11 protein-coding genes are annotated in these 17532 nt (G+C 71.2%); 8 read left to right on the top strand and 3 right to left on the bottom strand.

Going from position 1 to position 17532, the window contains the following annotated elements; all coding sequences use genetic code 11:
- The first annotated feature begins 22 nt into the window (after positions 1–22).
- Complete coding sequence (locus tag GQR16_RS10525) at positions 23–544, top strand: gluconokinase (protein ID WP_211373489.1); 522 nt, start codon at positions 23–25, stop codon at positions 542–544.
- Here the strand turns inward: GQR16_RS10525 and GQR16_RS10520 are convergent.
- On the bottom strand, positions 531–2819 hold the full coding sequence (locus GQR16_RS10520; protein ID WP_157415088.1) for a hypothetical protein: 2289 nt from the start codon (positions 2817–2819) through the stop codon (positions 531–533). The two genes, GQR16_RS10525 and GQR16_RS10520, sit on opposite strands and share 14 nt — an antisense overlap.
- Positions 2820–2997: 178 nt before the next feature.
- A complete protein-coding gene (locus GQR16_RS19905) occupies positions 2998–3327 on the bottom strand; it encodes a hypothetical protein (RefSeq protein ID WP_157415087.1) in 330 nt (109 codons plus the stop codon).
- Positions 3328–3437: 110 nt separating this feature from the next.
- Between GQR16_RS19905 and GQR16_RS10510 the strand changes: the two genes are divergently transcribed.
- On the top strand, positions 3438–4046 hold the full coding sequence (locus tag GQR16_RS10510) for a TetR/AcrR family transcriptional regulator (protein ID WP_157415086.1): 609 nt from the start codon (positions 3438–3440) through the stop codon (positions 4044–4046).
- Positions 4047–4272: 226 nt separating this feature from the next.
- Positions 4273–6813 (top strand): DEAD/DEAH box helicase, encoded by a 2541-nt coding sequence (locus GQR16_RS10505; RefSeq protein ID WP_157415085.1) that lies wholly within the window; start codon positions 4273–4275, stop codon positions 6811–6813.
- A 317-nt stretch (positions 6814–7130) separates the two neighbouring features.
- On the opposite strand, the gene GQR16_RS10500 is transcribed toward GQR16_RS10505, so the two are convergent.
- Positions 7131–8033, bottom strand: a complete 903-nt coding sequence (locus GQR16_RS10500; RefSeq protein ID WP_157415084.1) for an EamA family transporter — start codon at positions 8031–8033, stop codon at positions 7131–7133.
- Positions 8034–8361: 328 nt separating this feature from the next.
- On the opposite strand from GQR16_RS10500, the gene GQR16_RS10495 reads away from it, so the two are divergent.
- The 5 genes from GQR16_RS10495 (at position 8362) to recQ (ending at position 17250) form a co-directional block, all read left to right on the top strand.
- Entirely contained in the window at positions 8362–12936 is a 4575-nt protein-coding gene (locus tag GQR16_RS10495; RefSeq protein ID WP_246200725.1) for an ExeM/NucH family extracellular endonuclease, read from the top strand.
- An 89-nt stretch (positions 12937–13025) separates the two neighbouring features.
- Positions 13026–13655 carry a hypothetical protein gene (locus GQR16_RS10490; RefSeq protein WP_157415082.1) on the top strand — a complete coding sequence of 210 codons (630 nt, stop codon included), beginning with the start codon at positions 13026–13028 and terminating at the stop codon, positions 13653–13655.
- 159 nt (positions 13656–13814) lie between these two features.
- Positions 13815–14492 carry a YcnI family copper-binding membrane protein gene (locus GQR16_RS10485; RefSeq protein ID WP_157415081.1) on the top strand — a complete coding sequence of 226 codons (678 nt, stop codon included), beginning with the start codon at positions 13815–13817 and terminating at the stop codon, positions 14490–14492.
- Entirely contained in the window at positions 14492–15133 is a 642-nt protein-coding gene (locus GQR16_RS10480) for a copper resistance CopC family protein (protein WP_157415080.1), read from the top strand. Before GQR16_RS10485 ends, GQR16_RS10480 begins: the two co-directional genes overlap by 1 nt.
- 59 nt (positions 15134–15192) lie before the next feature.
- A complete protein-coding gene (recQ, locus tag GQR16_RS10475) occupies positions 15193–17250 on the top strand; it encodes a DNA helicase RecQ (RefSeq protein ID WP_170298460.1) in 2058 nt (685 codons plus the stop codon).
- Positions 17251–17532 lie beyond the last annotated feature (282 nt).

The raw sequence follows: 17532 nt of genomic DNA, 5'->3' as shown, positions 1-17532 counted from the left end.
GCTTCGCAGGCAAGATGGTGGGATGATCCGCACCGAACCGCTCATCGTCGTCATGGGCGTCTCCGCCGTCGGCAAGTCAACGACCGGAACGCAGATCGCCGATCGCCTCGGCGTCCCCTTCCAGGACGCCGACGACCTGCACCCCGCGGCGAACGTCGAGAAGATGCGCGCGGGCACCCCTCTGGACGACGAAGACCGGTGGCCCTGGCTCGACATCGTCGGGCGAGAACTGCAGTCGGCCGCGGCATCCGGCCTCGTGATCGCGTGCTCGGCGCTGCGGCGCGCTTACCGCGACCGGCTGCGCGTGCAGGCGCCGACCACCGCGTTCGTGCACCTGCACGCCGACGACGCCGTGCTCACCGCCCGCGCCGCCGGGCGCACCGGGCACTTCATGCCGCCGAGCCTGCTCGCCTCGCAGCTCGCGACGCTCGAATCCCTGGGCGACGACGAGCTCGGCGTGCTGGTCGACGTCGATGCCTCGATCGAGGACATCGTCGACCGCGCCGTGGCGGGCCTCCGCGCGGCCGGCGTCACACCCGCGTAGGCGCGCTCTCCCTGGAGTCCTCGGTGGCGGAGTCCTTCGCCGCGGCTGCGCCCGCTGCGTTCGCGGTGGACGCCTCGGCGCGTGCGGCGGCCATTGCTGCCGCCTGCTCCTGCTTCGCCGGCCAGCCGTGGAATGTCCGCGCCCACGTCACGGCCCACAGCCCCCGTGGCTCGAGCAGCTCCTGCCGCTGCTCGAGCACGTCCAGGTACGTGCTGCTCTTCCGGGTCTCGTGCAGCGTCAACGGATGCTCGCCGCCGACCCGCACCCCCTCGACGTCCTTCTTCGTCGTGCGCGCGGGCACGACGACGGGCACCGGCGCGAACCGGGCCTCGAGGAACGCCGAGAGCGCGACGATCGCGATCACGGCGATGACCCAGATCTGCGCCGCGCCGTCGAATGCGAACCACTGGTCCAGCGAGAACCACACCACCGCGGCGGCCCCGGCCACGTAGGCGAGCCTCGGAAGGCTCGTGAGGGCGAGCCACCAGCGAACCGGCAGGGGGCACCGGTCCCAGAGCAGCGTGCGCTCGATGTATCCGCAGATGGCCTCGTTGATCCAGATGAGCAACGCCGCGATGAGGGCCGATGCGATGAGCCAGCCCCATCCGGTGAGGTACCCGTCGGCATGCAGGAACCCGACGCTGCTGACGGCGCCCGCGTCGGAGGCATCGCCGCCCGTGGAGCCGCCGCCGAAGAGTCCGGCGACCCGGTCGAACCAGCCGGCCACCGTGACGACCAGCCCGGCGAAGAACGCCGAGGCCGCCGTGATGCCGGGAAGCAGCACCGCGATGATGACCGCCGCGATCATGTTCGTGCCGAGTGCCTTCTTGTTGATGACGTTCAGGCGGTTGTCGATGTACGCGACCTCGTCCGGCGGGCCGGGCAGGTCGGGGCCGAGCAGGTTGCGGATCGTCGGCTCGACGACCTGCAGCGTGTTCTTGTAGTAGTACGTGTGGTCGAAGATCGGCTGGCTCACGTTGTGCACGGCATGCTCCTCGGGCCCCTCGGCCCCGCCCGCGCGCTTCGGGAAGTACGAGGCGCGCCACCGCTGTCGTGCCCTGCGGGCGTCGTCGGCGATCGGCCCGGCCGAGAACGGGTCCCAGATCGCCCAGTGGTTGGCCCACCCGACCGTGTGGGTATCGCCCGTGCGACGCCGGATCCAGTTCGCCACCGGCGTGTAGGAGTCGACACGGCCCCGCCATCCTTCTCGTCCGAGCAGACTGACGGCGGCCCCGACCGTGGTCAGCTGGCGCACGTTGTAGGCGTGCGGGTCCATCTCCTCGAACAGCGTGAACGTCGAGACGGCCGCACCCTGGGAGTGCGCGAACACGTGCACGTCGCCGTCGCCGACCAGGCCCTTCGCCCTGACGATCGCGTCGCGTACGACGAGCCGCATCGCCGTCGCGCGAACGGGCGTCTCCTTCCAGGCCGTGACGTCGCCGATCGACCCGGCGACGCCGTCGATGATCGAACCGGCGGCCTTCTTCACGGCCGGGATCAGCAGCAGGGGGCTGATGAGCGGCAGCACCACCGTCAGGACGGCGGCGAGCAGCAGGGCGCCCGCCGCGACCGGCACGTAGACCGCGAACCCGACCACGAGGCGCACGAGGTCGACCAAGGCGGTCGGCGTGTAGAACTTCAGGGCGAGGTGCTTTCGCGGCGTGCGCGGGTGCTCGATGAGCGTGTACCAGGGCAGCAGCACCATCGTCGCCCAGAACAGCCGGAGCATCCGGATGACGGCACGCCACATGAACGGCCCGGCCCAGCGGAAGATCTGGCTGCGCGAGAGCGGGACGAACTCCTCCGACCAGCGGGCCTCGACGATCGCGACGCGTTTGGTGACCGGGACGACCGGTCCGATCGGCCGGCCGCGTTCATCGGTCGTCCGGCGCTTCGGGAAGGTCACCGTGGCCCCCACGATCGGCTCGTCGCCCGCGAGGTCGGAGGCCTTCAGCTGCACCCCGTACGTGTCGTCGGCACCGTAGATCCTGTCGCGGGCCATCCAATCCATGCGCGACAGGATCGGCTCCGCCCATTCCAGCAGGATCTGGCTCTTGTAGGCCGCACCCATGCCGTGCACGACCACGAGGGCGACGTCATACTCGGCGTCTGCGGCGGGGGCCGTCGATGCAGGGTCGGGGGAGGTCTTCGCGCCGACCCCGGGGGGTTCGGTCTCGGAGGCCGCGGCTTCGGCGGCCTCTTCTGCGGCGGCCTCGGCCTCGGCGGCTTCGGCCTCGCCCGCGGGGTTCGGTTCGGTGATCGGGACGAGACGCATGGCAGCCTCCGGGGCTCGCGGGACGCGATCGGTGCAGGACGATCCGAAACTAGCGCTGCGCGGGAGCACCCGACAAGTGAGATCCGCGGAATTCCGGGCCAGCACTGACCTCCCGTTCGGGTGGCGGATGCCGCGGCGCGCGTTCGATCACGGGCGGGGCGGATGCCGCGGCGCGCGTTCAGCCTCGACGTGCGGCGCGGCGACGGGCGAGCCGCCCGTGGGCCTTGAGCAGCTGCGGCACGACGAGGTACACGGCGAGCGGCACGACGACGAGCGTGAGCACGAGGGAGCGGACGACGGGCGGCCACGCCTCGGCGAACGGGGCGATGACGGTCAGCCCGAGGGTCACGAGCGGGAAGATCGCGATCCAGGTGAGCAGTGCGCGCACGTGGATCGAGGGCGGGGTGACGGCCGGCGCGCTGGCAGCAGCAGGAACAGCGGCAGATGTGGGAGCGGCCTCTGCCGGAGCGGCGGCGAGCTCGAGTTCGGTGGTCTGCGTGGTGGTCATGATGTCTCCTCATTCGCCAACCGGATGGTTGGTTCCAACTGAATGGTTGCTATTGAAGCACGCCGATCGAACCTTTGCAACCAATCAGTTGGAATTGCTACACTCGGGCCATGGCCTGGGACACCGAACGCACGAAGCGGCTGCTGCTCGACGCGGCGACGGCCGAGTTCAGCGAGCACGGGCTCGCCGGCGGTCGCATCGATCGCATCGCCGCCGCGGCCGGGGTCAACAAGGAGCGCATCTACCAGTACTTCGGCAAGAAGGACGACCTCTTCGCCGCCGTGCTCGGTGCGCAGCTCCGCGATTCGATGGACGCCGTCGCCATGGACGGCGAGGGGCCGGAGGCCGCGGCCGACTACGCCGGGCGCCTGTTCGACCATCACCTCCTCGACGGCGTCATCCCGCGCCTCGTCTTCTGGGAGGGCCTCGAGCGAGCCGAGCTCGCCGTCGCCGACCAGGCCCGAGCCGAATACCACCACACCAAGGTCGAGCGGTTCCGGCAGATGCTCCCCGGACTCGATCACGCGGGCGCGGGCGAACTGCTGCTCACCCTCGTCTCGCTCGTGAACGCGTGGCCCGTGCTCTCGCACCTCGACACGCTCATGGTCGGCAGCCCCGATCGCGGCGAGGAGCGCGTGGCCGCCCGCCGCGCGGTGCTCGTGCGCACGATCGAGGTGCTCGCGCGCGATGCGCAGGAGCGTGCGGCCGCCTCGGCGTGAACCTCAGGGGTAGCACTGAGGCGCGGCATCCGTCGCCCTTCTAGGTTTGTACCGATCGCAGGCGGACCGCAGGGGGAACTGTCACCGCAGTGCGATCGTGAGCCGGCCGGCTCCGCGTCCCGATCGCGGAGCAGGCCGGCTCCCCCTTTGCCACGAGACCCCGGCTGACGGGGCGGGCGGCAGCTCGGCGGGCTCGCGCCCAGCCGCTGTACGGCAGACTCGGGGGATGACCCAGTCACTGCTCGAGCGAGCGCCGCGACCCTACGACGCCGACGCCATGTACGTCGCGTTCGTCGACTGGGCCTCCGATCGGGGGCTGGAGCTCTATCCCGCACAGGACGAGGCGGTCATCGAGATCGTGTCGGGCGCCAACGTGATCCTGTCGACGCCGACCGGTACGGGCAAGTCCCTCGTCGCGGTCGCCGCCCATGCTGCATCCGTCGCCTCCGGTGGCCGCACCTATTACACGGCGCCCATCAAGGCGCTCGTGAGCGAGAAGTTCTTCCAGCTCGCCGACATCTTCGGGGCCGCGAACGTCGGCATGGTCACGGGCGACAGCTCGGTCAACCCCGACGCGCCGATCATCTGCTGCACGGCCGAGATCCTCGCGAACCTCGCGCTGCGGCACGGCGCCGACGCCGACGTCGACCAGGTCGTCATGGACGAGTTCCACTACTACGGCGACCCCGACCGCGGCTGGGCGTGGCAGGTGCCCCTGCTCCTGCTGCCGCGCGCGCAGTTCATCCTCATGTCGGCGACGCTCGGCGACGTCACGTCGATCGCCGAGGACCTCGAGCGGCGCACCGGCCGCACGACGGCCCGCGTCACGGGCGTCGAACGCCCCGTGCCGCTGCACTACTCGTACGCGAAGACGCCCGTGCAGGAGACCGTCGAGGAACTGCTCGGCACCCGGCAGGCGCCGGTCTACATCGTGCACTTCTCTCAGGCCGCCGCCATGGAGCGCGCGCAGGCGCTCTCGTCGATCCGCGTCGTCACCCGCGAGCAGCGCGACGAGATCGCCGAGGCCATCGGCGGGTTCCGCTTCACGACCGCGTTCGGCAAGACCCTCTCGCGACTCGTGCGTGCGGGCATCGGCGTGCACCACGCGGGCATGCTGCCCCGCTACCGGCGCCTCGTCGAGACGCTCGCCCAGCGCGGCCTGCTGCGCGTGATCTGCGGCACCGACACGCTCGGCGTCGGCATCAACGTGCCCATCCGCTCGGTGCTGATCACCGCGCTCACGAAGTTCGACGGGCAGAAGATGCGCCAGCTCAGCGCGCGCGAGTTCCACCAGATCGCCGGCCGCGCGGGCCGCGCCGGCTACGACACCGCCGGAACCGTCGTCGTGCTCGCGCCCGAGCACGAGATCGAGAACGAGGTCGCCGTGCGCAAGGCCGGCGACGACGCGAAGAAGCTCAAGCGCATCGTGCGAAAGAAGGCGCCCGCCGGTCAGATCACGTGGGGCGAGGCGTCCTACGACCGGCTCGTCGCCGCCGAGCCCGAACCGCTCACGCCGCAGCTGAAGCTCACCGCGGCGATGCTCATCAACGTGATCGGCCGTGGTGGAGACGTCGTCGGCGGCATCCGCTCGCTCGTGTTCGACAACCACGAATCGCGCACCCGCCGCTTCGAGCTCGCCCGCCGCGCACTCGAGATCCTGCGCACGCTCGCCGATGCGGGCGTCGTCGAGCTGACTCCGGATGCCGCGGGCGGCGGTCTCGGCGTGAAGGTCGCCCTCACGGTCGACCTGCAGCCCAACTTCGCCCTGAACCAGCCGCTCTCGCCGTTCGCGCTCGCCGCGATCGACCTGCTCGACCCCGAGGCGGCCCCCGGAACCGGCATCGGCACGGGCCACTACGCGCTCGACGTCGTGAGCATCATCGAGTCGACCCTCGACGACCCGCGCCCGATCCTCTCGCAGCAGCAGTTCAAGGCGCGCGGCGAGGCCGTCGCCGCCATGAAGCAGGAGGGCATCGAGTACGACCAGCGCATGGAGCTGCTCGAGGAGGTCACCTGGCCGAAGCCTCTCGACGAGCTGCTCGCGCAGGCGTTCGAGACGTTCGCGTCGAGCCAGCCCTGGGTGCGCGACTTCGAGCTGTCGCCCAAGTCGGTCGTGCGCGACATGTTCGAGCGCAGCATGTCGTTCGGCGAGTACGTCTCGGCCTACCAGCTCGCCCGCAGCGAGGGCCTCGTGCTGCGCTACCTGTCCGACGCGTTCCGCGCCGTGCGCCAGACCGTGCCCAACGACGCGAAGACCGAGGAGCTCCTCGACCTCATCGAGTGGCTCGGCGAGGTCGTGCGCCAGGTCGACTCGAGCCTCGTCGACGAGTGGAACGAGCTCGTCGACCCCAGCGCGCACCTGCCCGAAGACGAGACGGCCGTCGTGCCGCCCGCCCCGCCGAGCGTCGTCACCAACCGCCGCGCGTTCACGGTGCTCGTGCGCAACGAGCTGTTCCGCCGCGTGCAGCTCGCCGCCCTCGAACGCGACGACGAGCTCGCCGCCCTCGACCCCGACGTCGGCTGGCCCGATGCACTCGACCGCTACTACGCCGAGCACGACGACCTCGGCACGGGCGCCGCCGCGCGCTCGCCGCAGCTCGTGGTCATCGACGAGACGGATGCCGCGACCGGCCTCTGGCGCGCAGAGCAGATCCTCGACGACCCGGCCGGCGACCACGACTGGCGCATCCGCGCGGAGGTCGACCTCGAGGCGTCGGCCGAGGAGGGCACGGCCGTGCTGCGCGTGACGGAGGTCGTGCGCCTGTAGGCGCCTTCGCCACCGCCGAACCGGCACCTCCCGACTCGTCCACGTCGCGCCACCTGCACGCTGCACGTGCGGGTGGTCGGGCCCCGCCGACGTTGAAATGCCGGTTCCGCCTCATCGTTGAGGCGGAACTGGCATGCCCCGTTCGAGAACGTATCGGACCGTCGGAACACCGGGAGGCGAAAACGCCACATGTCTCGCGGGTCCCGGTGCGGTGTCGGGCGGTGCGGTGCCGGGGCCGGGGGGCGGCGCAGGGCGGTGCGGTGCCGGGGCCGGGCGGAACGGTGCCGGGCAGGGCGGGCCGGGTGCGGGCGCTCCGGTCAGGCCACCGCGAGCATCGCCGCGGCGGCGAGGGCGAGCACGAGGCCGGCCCACTGCACGGGCGCGATGCGCTCGCGCAGCACGAGCGCCGCGAGCAGGATCGTGCCCGCCGGGTACATCGCGCCGAGCACGGCGGCGATCGAGAGGTCGCCTGCGCGGATGCCGAAGAGCAGCAGCGCGTTCGCGGTCGCGTCGACCAGGCCGCAGGCCACGGCAAGCCGGATGCCCGCGGCCGGAGCCGGGCGGGCCGCCCGCGGCATCCGCTGGGCCGAGGCTTCGACGGCCGTCTTGCGCGCCCGCACGGCCGCGACGACGGCGACGACCCCGACCGCCGCGAACATGAGGGCCGCATTGACCCCGCGGTTCAGGATGAGCGGCACGATGCCGCTCTCGTGCGAGGTCTGGTCGATCGCGATGTAGAACCCGCCGATGGCCGCACCCGAGCCGATCGCCATGAGGATGCCGCGGAGCGACGGACGCACGGCGCCGCGCTCTGGCACGAATCCCACGAGCACCACGGCGACCAGCGCGAGGCCGAGGCCCCAGTAGCCGATCGCGTCGAAGCGCTCGCCGCCGACCACGAGGCCGTAGATCACGGGCACGACCGCCGAGACCACGGCCGTCGTCGGCGAGAGGATGCTCATCGGGCCGATCGCGAGGCAGGCATAGAGCAGCGCGATGCCGATGCATCCGACGACGCCCGAGATCGCGCCCCAGAGCACATCGTGCGCGCTCCACTCGCCGCCGATCAGGGGCAGCGCGAGGAACAGCAGCACGACGCCCGAGAGCGCCGCGATCGCCGTCGCGAGCAGCGCGCTGATGCGCTTCGCCGCGAGTCCGCCCAGGAAGTCAGCAGCACCGAACACGAGCGCGCCCGTGAGCGAGAACACGGCGGTCAGCATGAGGCCTCATCGTAGCGAGCGAGCGATCGCGACGACGGATGCCGCACACCGACCCATCGGAACCCACCCACAACCCACGCTCGCCGCACAAGACCCAGCCCCGAATCTGCTCATCTGAGCACCGATTTTCGACGGGTTCGCTCGCGTGCGCGGGGATTCGTAAACGACTCGTGAAATCGGGTCGCCGATTCGCGGCAACCCCTTGGCATCGGCACAGCGCGCTCATAGGCTGACGCCCGAATGCCCCCGGAAGGGGGTAACGATGCCCCAGTTCGGGGCACACCGGCGCGCCGCGTCCAGACGGTGCGATACGACTCAGGGGAGCGTCATGCAGGGTGGTCGAACGGCCCAACGCCTGTCCGCCGTCGCAGCTACGGCTGCAGCGGCACTGTTCGTCGGATTGCTGGGGGCGCCACCGGCGTTCGCCGCGACCGACGGCTCAGGCGTGGTCATCAACGAGGTCTACGCGCGCGGCGGCAGTGCCAACCAGCCGTTCACGAACAAATTCGTCGAGCTGTACAACCCGACGAACTCCGCCGTCTCGCTCGCTGGGTGGTCGGTGCAGTACCGAGCGGCCGCGAGCACGACCGCCTCGACGGGCGTCATCGAACTGAGCAAGTCCATCCCGGCCAAGGGGTACTACCTCGTCGGGCTGAACAGCAACGGCGCCAACGGCGCGGCGCTGCCGACTCCCGATGCGTCCAAGGAGGTCGCGCTGAGCGGCACCGGCGGCTCGGTGATCCTCGCCAACGTCGCGACCGCACTCAATCCCGGCACGGGCTCGATCATCAACGCCGCGAACGTGGTCGACTACGTGGGCTACGGCACGTCCTCGAACTTCGAGGGTGCAGCCGCCGCGCACCCGAACGCGAACACCGTCCCCGGCAGCATCTCCCGCACGGCCGGCGCCGACACCGACAACAACGCCGCGGACTTCGCGTTCGGCTCCACGCCGACCCCGCAGAACTCTGGCTCGGTCGTCGACCCCGAACCCGAACCCGAGCCCGAGGTCTCGACCATCGCCGAGGTGCAGGGCTCGACCGACACCAGCCCGCTCGTGGGCAAGACGGTCACCGTCGAAGGCGTCGTCACGGCCGACTACCGCACGGGCGGCTACAACGGCGTGACGATCCAGACGCCCGGCGCCGACACGACCCCCGGAGTCTCCGACGGCCTCTTCGTGTTCCGCATGCCCGCAGTCGGCCAGGTCGGCGACCTCGTGCAGGTCACCGGCGTCGTGAGCGAGTACTTCGGCCTCACCCAGATCACGGCCGACGCCGCGAGCGCGAAGGTCCTGACCGCAGGCGTCGGCGTGCCCGACGCGCAGCCGCTGCCCGACTCCACGGTCGGAGGCGCCCGCGAGGCGCTCGAGAGCATGCTCGTCGCGCCCACCGGAACCTACCTGCTCTCGAGCACGCACGAGGTCTACAACTACGGCTCGCTCTGGCTCGCCGCCGGCGACAAGCTGCCGGTCAAGAGCACCGAGCTGGTCGACGCCGGAGCCGACGCGAACGCGATCGCCGCTGCGAACCGCGGCCGACTGCTCGTGCTCGACGACGGCTGGAACAGCGCGGTCACCTCTGCAGCGCACCCGAACGAGCAGCCGTACCTGACGAAGGACCAGGTCGTCCGCAACGGCGACCGCGTCATCCTGCCCTCGACGCCGTACGTGCTGAGCTACGGATTCGACGCCTGGCGCCTGCAGCCGACGACGCCGATCGACAGCACCAGCCCGGCCTCCGTGAAGCCCACCTTCGAGACGCTCAACCCGCGTGTCGAGACGGCACCCGCGGTGGGCGGCGACCTCCAGGTCGGCGTCTTCAACGTCCTGAACTACTTCACGACCCTCTCGAGCGAGAACTCCAACGCGCGCGGCGCCGCCACGGCCGAGGAGTTCGCCCTCCAGGAGAAGAAGATCGTCAAGGCGATCATCGCCCTGAACGCCGAGGTCGTCGCACTCCAGGAGATCGAGAACTCGTTCAAGCTCGGTGAGGCACGTGACGAGGCGACCGCCACGCTCGTGGCCGCGCTGAACGAGGCCCAGGGCTCGGACGTCTGGGCGTACGTCCCGACGCCGTCCGTGCTCACGGCGGCGACGACCGACTACATCCAGAGCGCGATCATCTACCGCACCGACGCCGTCACCCCCAAGGGCGACGCGCAGACCGTGGTCGACGAGAGCGTCTGGGGCAACGCCCGCGAGCCCATCGGCCAGGTCTTCACCCTTCCGAACGGCAACGACTTCTCGGTCGTCGCGAACCACTTCAAGTCGAAGAGCGGCACCGGCACGCAGCCGGCCGACGGCCAGGGCTTCTTCAACGCCGACCGCGTCGCGCAGGCGACGTCGCTCCTGACGCTCGCCGACTCGCTGGCCGCCGAAGCAGGCGAGGTGTTCCTGCTCGGCGACTTCAACTCGTACTCCGAGGAGGACCCGATCCAGGTGCTGACCGAGGCCGGGTACTCCGACCTGCTGCCCGACCGCACCGACGACCAGTACACGTACACGTTCGACGGCGAGCTCGGCTCGCTCGACCACGCGCTCGGCAACGCCGCGGCCGTGCAGGGCGTCACGGGCATCGGCCGCTGGGCGATCAACTCGCCCGAGTGGAGCGACCGCCAGTACGAGAACGGCTCGCCCGACGACTCGGTGTTCCGCTCGAGCGACCACGACCCCCAGGTCATCGGCCTCGACAGCGCGAAGCTCACCGACGTGGTCGACATCAGCGTGATGACGATCAACGACTTCCACGGCCGCATCGAGCAGTCCGCGCCCGCCGCGGGCGCCGCGGTGCTCGCGGGAGCCGCGGACGCCGTCCGTGCCGAGAACCCGAACACGGTCTTCGCCGCGGCGGGCGACCTGATCGGCGCCTCGACGTTCACCTCGTTCATCCAGAAGGACTCGCCGACGATCGCCGCCCTCAACGCGGCCGGACTCGACGTGAGCGCCGCCGGAAACCACGAGTTCGACCAGGGGTGGGCCGACCTGCGCGACCGCGTGCAGGGCGAGGCCGACTTCGAGTACATCAGCTCGAACGTCTTCCTCAAGGGCACCGACGAGACGGCGCTCGCGCCGTACTACACGCAGACCTTCGAAGGGGTGACCGTCGGCTTCATCGGCGCCGTCACCGAGGAGCTGCCCTCGCTCGTCAGCCCGGCCGGCATCGCCGACCTCGACGTCCGTCCGATCGTCGCATCGGTGAACGCGCAGGCCGACAACCTCACCGACGGCGACCCCGCCAACGGCGAGGCCGACGTGCTGATCCTCCTCGTGCACGAGGGCGCGGCCACGGCCGCGAAGGAGGCCGTCACCGACGGCTCGGTGTTCGGCAAGATCGTCGCCGGCGTCGACCCCGAGGTCGACGCGATCGTCTCGGCGCACACGCACCTCCCGTACAACCACGTCGTCGACGGCCGCCCGGTCGTCTCGGCCGGCCAGTACGGCGAGCAGTTCGGCCTCATGAAGCTCGAGGTCGACGGCAAGACGAAGGAACTCGTCTCGATCTCGAACGAGCTGAAGCCGCTCATGACGACCGCGACGACGAACCCGCCGGTGCCCGCCAAGGCGCTCTACCCGGCCGACCCCGAGGTCGCGGCGATCGTCGGCGCGGCCACCGCGAAGGCGAACGAGCTCGGTGCAGTCAAGGTCGGCGACATCACGGCCGACTTCAACCGAGGCCAGATGCCCGGCAAGGACGCGAACGGCAACCCGATCACGGTCGAGGCGCGCGGCGCCGAGTCGACGATCGGCAACTTCGTCGCCGATGTGCAGCTCTGGGCCGCCAAGCAGGACGGCACGGCCGACATCGCGTTCATGAACCCGGGCGGCATGCGTACCGACCTGAAGTTCAAGAGCACCGGTGCCGCCGACCCCGACGGCAACGTCACCTACCGTGAGGCCGCCAACGTGCAGCCGTTCGCGAACACCCTCTTCACCCAGACGCTCACGGGCGCCCAGGTCAAGCAGGTGCTCGAGGAGCAGTGGCAGCTCGCTGCCGCGTCGCGTCCGTTCCTGAAGCTCGGCGTCAGCACCGGCCTCGAGGTCGTCTACGACCCGACCGCTGCGGTCGGATCCCGCGTGACCCACGTCTCGCTCAACGGTGTCGAACTCGACCCCGCGGCGAACTACAAGGTCGTGGCCAACTCGTTCCTCGCAGCGGGCGGTGACAACTTCTTCACCCTCGGCAAGGGAACCGGCCGCGCCGACACCGGCAAGGTCGACCTGCAGGCGATGGTGGACTGGTTCACCGCGAACAAGACCGCGACGCCCGACCTGGCGCAGCGGTCCGTGGGCCTCGTGCTGCCGGCTCCCGCCAACGGCACCGCGTACGTGCCCGGCGAGACGCTGAACCTCGCGCTCAGCTCGCTCGACTTCAGCACCACCGAGGTCGCCGCGGGCGAGGTCACCGTCTCGATCGGCGGCATCGCCGTCGGCACCGCGCCGGTCGACCGCACGGTCGTCGCGACGACCGACGAGGGCGGCCGTGCCTCGCTCACCGTCACCGTGCCCGAGGGCATCGACGGCGCGACCTCGCTCGAGATCGCCGTCGCCTCGACGAAGACGAGCGTGAGCGTTCCGATCACGGTCGAAGCGCCCGAGCCGCAGGCTCCGATCGCGACGATCACGCTCGGTGCACCCACCTCGCTCCTCGTGCGTGCCGGGAGCTCGGTGACGTACAAGGCGCAGGTCTTCGCGACCGACGGGTCGAAGCCGGTGGGCACCGTCTCGGTGTTCGACGGATCGAAGCTCGTCGCCACGGTCGAGCTCACGGCAGCCCAGAACGGCCGCGTCAGCGTGACCGTGCCGAAGCTGTCGCGTGGCGTGCACCTGCTGCGGGCCACGTTCGACGGCACCGAGCCCTACACGGACTCGCGCATGTTCCAGGTTCCCGTCCTGGCCTGGTGATCCGACGGAGGGCGGCGGGCCTCGTGCCCGCCGCCCTTCGGCGTACCCGGCGCCCGCTCGGCCGGTCCGCCTCGTCTAGGCTGGTGCGCATGACCTCGAGGTGGGCCCGCGTCGCACGCGGCGGCGTGATCGCCGCCTTCGCGACGTTCGTGGCTGCCGTCTCGCACACGGTCGGCGGCGGCAGCGCCCCGGGCGGCCTCGCGATCGGGTTGTCGTTCGCCTTCTCGGCGCTGCTCTGCATCGCGGTGGTCGGAGCGAAGCTCTCGGCCGTTCGCACGGTCGTCGCCGTCTCGATCGCGCAGTTCGCGTTGCACGCGCTGTACTCGGTGCATGGCGCGAGCGGCGGTGCCGCAGCCGTCGGCTCGAGCGTCGCGAACGCGGCCGGCGCCCATCACCACGCAGCCTTCGCGCTGCCCGCGGCCGTGACCTCCGCCGCCCCGTTCTCGTACGACCTCTCGATGCTCGCGACCCACGTGGCCGCCGTCGTCGTCACGGTGCTGGCGATCCGCCACGGCGACGCGGCACTCCGGGCGGCGCTCCGCGCGGGCGGCCTGCTCGCGGCATCCGTGCTCCCGTCGATGCCGGCTCTCGTCGTGCTCGCGCCGAAGGCGACCGTGGCGCCCGCCGCCCGGTTCGAGGCCCCGCGCATGCTCGCGGGCCTGCTCCACCTCTCCGTGATGCGGCACCGTGGGCCGCCGCAGGGGTTCGCCGCCGCCTGACGTGTCCGGGCCTCCCGCCCGACGTCGGCGACGCCGTCGTCCGCCCGCAGCCCGCCTCGTGCATCTGCTCGGCCGACGGCTCCGAACCACCTGCATCGCACCACCAGATCCGCGACCGCCGAGCGTCGGCGCCGTCGCGCACCCACGAAGAGGAACCCCATGACCTTCCGCACCGCTGCCATCGCCTCGTCCGCCCTCGTAGGAGGCGCCCTGCTCGCACTCGGCGCCCCGCTCGCCGCGAGCGCGCACGTCACGGTCACGCCCACCGACACGGCAGCCGGCAGCTACAGCGTGCTGACCTTCTCGGTCGGGCACGGCTGCGAGGGCTCGCCCACCACGAGCCTCACCGTCGACATCCCCGACGAGATCGAGTCCGTCACGCCCACCGTCAACCCGAACTGGACCATCGAGAAGGTGGCCGACGGCGAGCGCACGAGCCAGGTCGTGTACACGGCGGTCACGCCGCTCGCAGACGGCTACCGCGACACGATCGCGCTGCAGATGCCGCTCCCCGAAGACGCCGCGGGCACGACCCTCGAGTTCCCCGTGCTGCAGACCTGCGAGACCGGTGAGACCGACTGGAGCGAGCCGATGGTCGAAGGCGAGGCCGAGCCCGAGCACCCGGCGCCGAGCATCACGGTCACCGAGGCCGTCGCCGGCGGCCACCACGGCGGCTCGGCCGATGCCGAGGAGTCCGACGAGCACGAGGCGGATGCCGCAGCCGACGCCGACTCGAGCGACACGGTCGCGCGGGTGCTCGGCATCGGCGGCCTGGCGGTCGGCGTCGTCGGCCTCGTCGTCGCCCTCGCCGCACGCCGCCTCCGCAAGGACGCGTGATGCCCGCCGGGGCAGGCGTCGGTCGTCGGCCGCGCACCCGCGGTGCCGTCGGCGCGATGCTGCTCGTCGCGGCATCCGCCCTGCTGGCGACCATGCCGGCGGTCTCGGCGTCGGCGCACAATTCGGTGATCTCGACGACGCCGGCCGACGGTGCGGTCGTGACCGAGCAGCCCGGCACGGTCTCGCTCACGACCAACGATGCGCTGCTCGACCTCGGAACGGGCGCCGCGCTGCTCGTGCAGGGCCCGGACGGCCTGTCCTACGGCGACGGCTGCGCCGTGATCGACGGTGCGACGGCCTCGTCCGTGGTCGACCTCGGCGAGCCGGGCACGTACACGGTGATCTGGCAGGTCGTCTCGACCGACGGCCACCCGATCTCGGGTGAGTGGACGTTCGAGTGGCAGCCCGCCGAGGGCACCGAACTCGGCACCGGCACCGACGCACCCGCCTGCGGCGGCGACGCGACGGGCGCCGGTGAGCCCGATGCGTCCGGCACGGATGACGCGACCGACGCGGCAGCAGACGGCGGGGCGGATGCCGCGGCATCCGGTTCGACCGACCTGCTGTGGCTCGGGGCGGGCGTCGTCGTGGTGCTCGTCGCCGGCGTCGCGACCTGGCTCGTGGTTCGCCGCCGCGACTGAGCGGCCGAGCCTGGGGATCGTCCGGCTCACCCGTCGGGGGTGCTCGTTACACTCGACGGGTGAGCCGCAATCCCGAACCCGATCCCTACGACGACGTGCCGTGGCCGCTCGACGAGTTCGCACCGCCGGCCGACGAGTGGGCGCCGCCCGCCGACGATGGCTGGGTGCCGCCGGCCGATGACGAGTTCCGGGCGTCGCCGCGTTCGACGCCGGCCTCGGCTCCCACCTCGACGACCGCGCGGTTCGCGTCGGTCGACCCGAGCTCGGTGCGTGCAGCCCCCGCGCAGTTCGCGACCGCCGAAGAAGCGCTGCACACGGTCTTCGGGTACGACAGCTTCCGCGGCGAGCAGGCCGAGATCATCGCCCAGGTCGCCGGCGGCGGCGACGCGGTCGTCCTCATGCCGACCGGCGGCGGCAAGAGCCTCTGCTACCAGATCCCGTCGTTGCTCCGCGAGGGCACGGGCATCGTCGTCTCGCCGCTCATCGCGCTCATGCACGACCAGGTCGATGCGCTCCAGCGCAACGGCGTGCGCGCCGCCTACCTCAACTCGAGCCAGCAGTCCTTCGAGCGCGACGAGGTCGAGCGGGCGTACCTCGCCGGCGAGCTCGACCTGCTCTACATCGCGCCCGAGCGGCTGAGCTCCGAGCCCGTCAAGCGGTTCCTGCAGCAGCGCACCGTCGCGCTGTTCGCGATCGACGAGGCCCACTGCGTCGCCCAGTGGGGTCACGACTTCCGGCCCGACTACCTCGCGCTCTCCGAGCTCAGCGAGCGCTGGCCCGACGTGCCGCGCATCGCCCTCACGGCGACCGCGACCGAGGCCACGCACCGCGAGATCACGACGCGACTCTCGCTCGAAGACGCCCGGCACTTCGTGTCGAGCTTCGACCGCCCGAACATCCAGTACCGCATCGCTCCCAAGTCCGAGGTGCGCAAGCAGCTCCTCGACTTCGTCCGCACCGAGGGCGTCGACGCCGACGGCACCCCCGTCGCGGGCATCGTCTACGCCCTCTCCCGGGCGAGCACCGAGAAGATCGCGGGCTTCCTCGCGCAGAACGGCGTCAACGCGCTGCCGTATCACGCAGGCCTCGACGCGGGCGTGCGTCGCCGAACGCAGGAGCGGTTCCTGCGCGAAGACGGCGTGGTCGTCGTCGCGACCATCGCGTTCGGCATGGGCATCGACAAGCCCGACGTGCGCTTCGTCGCCCACGTCGACCTGCCGAAGTCCGTCGAGGGGTACTACCAGGAGACGGGGCGCGCGGGCCGCGACGGCCGTCCGGCCACGACCTGGCTCGCCTATGGACTGCAAGACGTCGTGCAGCAGCGACGCATGATCGACGAGAGCCCCGGCGACCTCGCGCACCGGCGCCGCATGGCCTCCCACCTCGACGCGATGCTCGCGCTCTGCGAGACCGTGCAGTGCCGCAGGCAGAACCTGCTCGCCTACTTCGGCGAGCAGAGCACGCCCTGCGGCAACTGCGACACCTGCCTCGAGCCGCCCACCGCGCTCGACGGCACGGTTCCGGCGCAGAAGCTGATGTCCACGATCGTGCGCCTCGAGCGCGAACGGCGCCAGCGCTACGGCGCGGGCCACCTCATCGACATCCTCCGCGGCAAGCAGACGCCTCGCGTGACCCAGTACGGCCACGACACGCTCGCCACCTGGGGCATCGGCGCCGACGTCTCCGAGCAGCAGTGGCGCGGCATCGTGCGACAGGTGCTCGCGCAGGGGCTGCTCGCGACCCAGGGCGAGTACGGCACGCTCACGGTCACCGAGGCCGGCAACGAGGTGCTCGCGGGCACGCGCACGGTCATGCTCCGTGCAGAGCCCGAGCGCGCGGCCTCGCGACGCGGCCCGAAGGCGGCATCGGCCGCCGCCGACCTGAGCGCAGACGACGCCGAGCTGTTCGAGGCGCTGCGTGCCTGGCGCGGCGCCGAGGCGCGCGAGCAGGGCGTGCCCGCCTACATCGTCTTCGGCGATGCGACCCTGCGTGCGGTCGCGACCGAGCGTCCGCGGTCGATCGCCGGGCTCGACGGCATCTCGGGCATCGGGGCGAAGAAGCGCGAGGCCTACGGCGACGCGCTCGTCGCGGTCGTCGACGCGCACCTCGCGCGCTGACGATCCCCTCGTCGATGCGCACGTCGCGGTAGCGAACTCCTCGCCGACACGCGGCTCGCGGTAGCAAGCTCCCTGGGCGAAGGAGATGTATTTCTTCTCGTCGAGTATTTGATCTGATACAGTACTAATCGAGATGAACAACATGACGATGTCGTGACCTCCGTCGACACACGACGAATGGCCCGGCATCAGAAGGCGGCGGCCCGAGTGCTGCAACACCCGAGCCGCCCACGCAACCGAGTCGTTCAGTGCGAAGCCGAACGCGAGACCAGTGCGCGCCGC

Source organism: Agromyces allii (assembly GCF_009749385.1).
Taxonomy (GTDB): domain Bacteria; phylum Actinomycetota; class Actinomycetes; order Actinomycetales; family Microbacteriaceae; genus Agromyces; species Agromyces allii.
The sequence above is the reverse complement of the archived record's forward strand: the minus strand, read 5'-3'. Positions and strand labels throughout refer to the sequence as shown.

Bases quoted from the DNA above. Each gene is read 5' to 3' on its own strand.
- GQR16_RS10525 (WP_211373489.1), top strand. From the start codon at position 23: ATGATCCGCACCGAACCGCTCATCGTCGTCATGGGCGTCTCCGCCGTC.
- GQR16_RS10520 (WP_157415088.1), bottom strand. From the start codon at position 2,819: ATGCGTCTCGTCCCGATCACCGAACCGAACCCCGCGGGCGAGGCCGAA.
- GQR16_RS19905 (WP_157415087.1), bottom strand. From the start codon at position 3,327: ATGACCACCACGCAGACCACCGAACTCGAGCTCGCCGCCGCTCCGGCA.
- GQR16_RS10510 (WP_157415086.1), top strand. From the start codon at position 3,438: ATGGCCTGGGACACCGAACGCACGAAGCGGCTGCTGCTCGACGCGGCG.
- GQR16_RS10505 (WP_157415085.1), top strand. From the start codon at position 4,273: ATGACCCAGTCACTGCTCGAGCGAGCGCCGCGACCCTACGACGCCGAC.
- GQR16_RS10500 (WP_157415084.1), bottom strand. From the start codon at position 8,033: ATGCTGACCGCCGTGTTCTCGCTCACGGGCGCGCTCGTGTTCGGTGCT.
- GQR16_RS10495 (WP_246200725.1), top strand. From the start codon at position 8,362: ATGCAGGGTGGTCGAACGGCCCAACGCCTGTCCGCCGTCGCAGCTACG.
- GQR16_RS10490 (WP_157415082.1), top strand. From the start codon at position 13,026: ATGACCTCGAGGTGGGCCCGCGTCGCACGCGGCGGCGTGATCGCCGCC.
- GQR16_RS10485 (WP_157415081.1), top strand. From the start codon at position 13,815: ATGACCTTCCGCACCGCTGCCATCGCCTCGTCCGCCCTCGTAGGAGGC.
- GQR16_RS10480 (WP_157415080.1), top strand. From the start codon at position 14,492: ATGCCCGCCGGGGCAGGCGTCGGTCGTCGGCCGCGCACCCGCGGTGCC.